A 4,187-nucleotide genomic window follows, 5' to 3' on the forward strand; every position below is an offset into this window, starting at 1 on the left:
ATTTACAAGGAAAAGCTCCAAGGGACTTACGTTAAAACGGTTGCTGGCAATGTCCTGATGACTGGCAAGGGTGGCGGAGAGTTGCGTGGATGGGCTGGAAATCGACCCCTGCTTGCTGAAACCATCCCGTTCATTCCTCAGATTCTTCGATCTGCAACTGAATACGAGGATGAACCACTCTCGAAAGACAGAAAAGGTGATTTTTATGCGTTCCGTAAATTTCAAGCCTTGCAGAAATTGCCATCGGGATCAACTGTAAAAGGGGTCGTCTCAGAATTCGGAATTTAAAGCACGTTAAGCCGCTTGGATCGGGCGCAGGGGTCTGAACTTGCCTGAGCCGATCTTGGCATTGCTGCGCCAGAGATAGTCGCCGGTCAGGTTGATATGCTCCCAGCCCAAGGGCGACAAGTATTGCAACAGGGTGCCATCGACGGACTGGCTGTGGTCGTTGATGGCCTTCGTGGCCCGCTCCAGGTAGACCGTATTCCACAGCACGATGGCTGCGGTCACCAAATTGAGGCCGCTGGCCCGGTAGCGTTGCTGCTCAAAGCTGCGGTCGCGGATTTCGCCCAGGCGGTTGAAGAACACCGCACGCGCCAGCGCATTGCGCGCCTCGCCCTTGTTGAGTCCGGCGTGGACACGGCGGCGCAACTCAACGCTTTGCAACCAGTCCAAAATGAACAACGTGCGTTCGATGCGTCCAAACTCGCGCAGCGCCACGGCCAGGCCGTTCTGGCGCGGGTAGCTGCCGAGCTTCCTGAGCATCAGCGAGGCCGTCACCGTACCCTGCTTGATCGAGGTGGCCAACCGCAAAATCTCATCCCAGTGGGTACGAATAGCCTTGATGTTGAGCTTGTCACTGCTGATCAGCGGCTTGATGGTGTCATAGATGATCTCGCCCTTCGGAATGTAGAGCTTCGTATCGCCCAGATCGCGGATCCGGGGCGCGAAGCGAAATCCCAGTAGATGCATCAGTGCAAAGACATGATCGGTGAAACCGGCTGTATCGGTGTAATGCTCCTCGATACGCAAGTCGGATTCATGGTGGAGCAGGCCGTCGAGCACGTAGGTAGAGTCGCGCAGGCCGACGTTGACCACCTTGGTGTGGAAGGGCGCGTACTGGTCGGAGATGTGGGTGTAGAAAGTGCGCCCCGGACTGCTGCCGTACTTCGGGTTGATGTGCCCGGTGCTGGCGGCCTTGCTGCCGGTACGAAAGTTCTGGCCATCCGACGACGATGTGGTGCCATCGCCCCAGTGCTGGGCAAAGGGATGGTGCAGTTGGGCATTGACCAGCTCGGCCAAAGCGGTTGAGTACGTCTCGTCACGGATATGCCAAGCCTGTAGCCAGGACAGCTTGGCGGCGGTGGTGCCAGGGCAGGACTCGGCCATCTTGGTCAGGCCCAAATTGATCGCATCGGCCAGAATGGCAGACAGCAACAGAGGCTTGTCCTTGGCCAGGTCACCCGACTTCAGGTGCGTAAAGTGTTGGGTGAAGCCCGTCCACTCGTCCACCTCCAGCAGCAGTTCGGTGATCTTGACGTGCGGCAGGCTCATCGCGGTCTGGTCGATCAGCGCCTGCGCGGTCTCGGGCACCGCCGCATCCAGCGGCGTGATCTTCAAGCCCGAATTGGTGATGATGGCATCGGGCAGTTCGTTGGCCGCCGCCATGCGGTTGACCGTGGCGAGCTGAGATTCCAGCAGCGTCAGCCGCTCGTGCAGGTACTGCTCACAATTGATGGCCACGGCCAGCGGCAGTTGACTGGACTGCTTGAGGTGAGCGAATTTCTCGGGTGGAACCAGGTAGTCCTCGAAATCCTTGAACTGGCGCGAGCCTTGCACCCAGATATCGCCCGAACGCAGCGCATTCTTCAGCTCCGACAACGCGCACAGCTCGTAATAGCGCCGCTCAATGCCGGCATCGGTTATCACCATCTTGTGCCAGCGTGGCTTGATGAAGCCGGTCGGCGCATCTTGGGGCACCTTGCGGGCGTTGTCGGCGTTCATGCCACGTAGCACCTCGATGGCGTCGAGCACGCCCTTGGCGGCCGGGGCGGCGCGCAGCTTGAGCACGTCAAGGAATTGCGGCGCGTAGCGGCGCAAGGTGGCGTAGTTCTCGCCGATGCGGGGTAGGAAATCAAACTCCTCGGGCTGTGCGAGCTTCTGTGCCTCGGTGACGCTTTCGGCGAAGGCATCCCAGGGCATGATGGCTTCGATGGCGGCGAACGGATCACAACCCGATTGCTTGGCATCGATGAGCACCTGACCGATGCGCCCGTACAGGCGGACCTTGGCGTTGACCGCCTTGCCCGATGCCTGGAACTGCTGCTGATGCTTGTGCCTGGCCATATTGAACAGTTTGCCCAGAATGCGGTCGTTCAGGTCGATGATCTCGTCGGTGACAGTGGCCATGCCCTCGACGGCAAGTGCTACCAGTGTGGCGTAGCGCCGCTGCGGTTCGAACCTCGCTAGGTCGGCGGGTGTCATCTGACCGCCCTCACGGGCGATCTTGAGCAGCCGGTTCTGGTGTACCCGGCGCTCCATACCAAGCGGCAAGTCCAGTGCCTGCCAAACCTTCAGACGCTCGATATGTTCGAGCATGTGGCGCGAATTGGGCTTGAGCGGTGACTGGCGCAGCCAGGCCAACCAAGTCATCTTGCCGTTGTCGCGGCGTGTGAGCAGTTTGTCGAGGCGCTGCCTATGATCCTCGGTCAGCGGATCGCTCAGAGCGGCATAAATCTGCCGGTTAGCGCGCGTGATGGCCTCGGCACAGATCCGCTCGATAACGCCGATTGATGGCAACAAAACGCTTTTGCTGCGCAACCCTTCAACCAGTGCAGTCGCCAGCACTAGGCCCTTGTCGGTTTGCCAAGCCAGGTCAGCAAGGCTGTGAACTGCTACCCGGTAATGTTTGGTCGTCGTAAAAAGCTGGAAGCCGAACACCGTTTGTAGTTCAAGCAGGTGCTCACGTCGTGTTTGCTCGCGCTGGCCATACATATTCCAGATTTCAACAGGCACTTTTAGTTGCGCCGCAACCAGACGCAATAAAGGGGCAGACAGTTCGTCGTCCACTCCGAGGATCACACTGGGATAGCGCATATAGCAAAGCTGTACCGCGAAGCCCAGCCGATTTTCGGGCTTACGATGCTGGCGAATAATGGCCAGATCGGTATCGCTCAACGTGTAGTAGCGAATCAGATCTTCTTGGGTGTTGGGCAACGCCAGCAAGCTATCGCGTTCCACCCCGGACAACATTGAGCGACGTGGCATGTTCAAGAATTGTGCAGGTACTGGTACAAAGTTTCACGGCTGATACCAAGGTCGCGGGCAATCAAGGCTTTTTGCTCACCTGCAGCGACGCGCTGCTTCAATTTTGCGACCTGCTCGCTGTTTAACGATCTCTTGCGGCCTCGATAAGCCCCACGCTGTTTGGCCAACGCTATGCCTTCACGCTGCCGTTCATGGATTAAAGCACGCTCAAACTCAGCAAATGCCCCCATCACCGACAACATCAAGTTGGCCATCGGTGAGTCCTCACCGGTGAAGGTTAGGCGTTCCTTGACAAAATCGATACGTACACCACGCAGGGTGAGGCCCTGAACCAGATGGCGAAGATCGTCGAGGTTACGGGCTAAGCGATCCATGCTGTGCACCACCACCGTGTCACCCTCACGCACGAAGGCCAGCAGTCGTTCCAGCTCGGGACGCCGGATGTCCTTACCCGATGCCATGTCGGTGAACACCTTGTCCACCTCGACCTGTTCGAGTTGCCGTTCTGGGTTCTGGTCGAAGCTGCTAACGCGAACGTAACCGATGCGCTGACCATGCACGATACCCTCCCGAGGTCGATGTGTCAGGATGAACTCTATGACTTTCGGAAATTTGTGTCAATCAATTCGAAAAACCATTCTATCCTGACGTTTCTGTACTATACAGCCTGACGCCAAATTGGGGTGTACTCCACTCTGACACCGGCAAGCTTCAGCACACCCCATCTCCAATGCCATCCCACGCCTTAACGTGCTTTAAATTCCGTTTTCTGAGACGACCCCAGGTAGGCGCACAGCAGTTGCTGGCCGCAAAACACGTACAGCGGCAAGTAGCAGTAGCTGTCGTAGTAGCCGTGGAAGAAGCGGCCCTCCTGCTGACCGTGCAGCGGGTTGTCGGTGGCATCGAAGTCCAGCACCACC

3 protein-coding genes and 1 pseudogene are annotated in these 4,187 nt (G+C 57.9%); 1 reads left to right on the forward strand and 3 read right to left on the reverse strand.

Annotation, left to right across the window (positions count from 1 at the left end; genetic code table 11):
• Positions 1 to 288 (forward strand): hypothetical protein (locus tag CON76_RS13235; protein ID WP_169929064.1); only part of this gene is annotated, 288 nt, incomplete at its 5' end.
• A 6-nt stretch (positions 289 to 294) separates the two neighbouring features.
• Here CON76_RS13235 and CON76_RS12425 read toward each other — a convergent pair.
• From CON76_RS12425 to CON76_RS12435, 3 genes and pseudogenes are all read right to left on the reverse strand, one after another.
• Positions 295 to 3,267, reverse strand: a complete 2,973-nt coding sequence (locus tag CON76_RS12425) for a Tn3 family transposase (RefSeq protein WP_101103764.1) — start codon at positions 3,265 to 3,267, stop codon at positions 295 to 297.
• Positions 3,268 to 3,269: 2 nt separating this feature from the next.
• Positions 3,270 to 3,827: a recombinase family protein gene (locus CON76_RS12430; protein WP_101103766.1), complete on the reverse strand. Its 558-nt coding sequence runs from the start codon at positions 3,825 to 3,827 to the stop codon at positions 3,270 to 3,272.
• 212 nt (positions 3,828 to 4,039) lie between these two features.
• Positions 4,040 to 4,187, reverse strand: a pseudogene (locus tag CON76_RS12435) (transposase); the annotation flags it as partial.

It is taken from the genome of Macromonas bipunctata, from assembly GCF_002837135.1.
GTDB classification, from domain to species: Bacteria; Pseudomonadota; Gammaproteobacteria; order Burkholderiales; family Burkholderiaceae_C; genus Macromonas_A; species Macromonas_A bipunctata.

Excerpts from the sequence above, each read along its gene's own strand:
- CON76_RS12425 (WP_101103764.1), bottom strand. The coding sequence starts at position 3,267 with ATGCCACGTCGCTCAATGTTGTCCGGGGTGGAACGCGATAGCTTGCTG.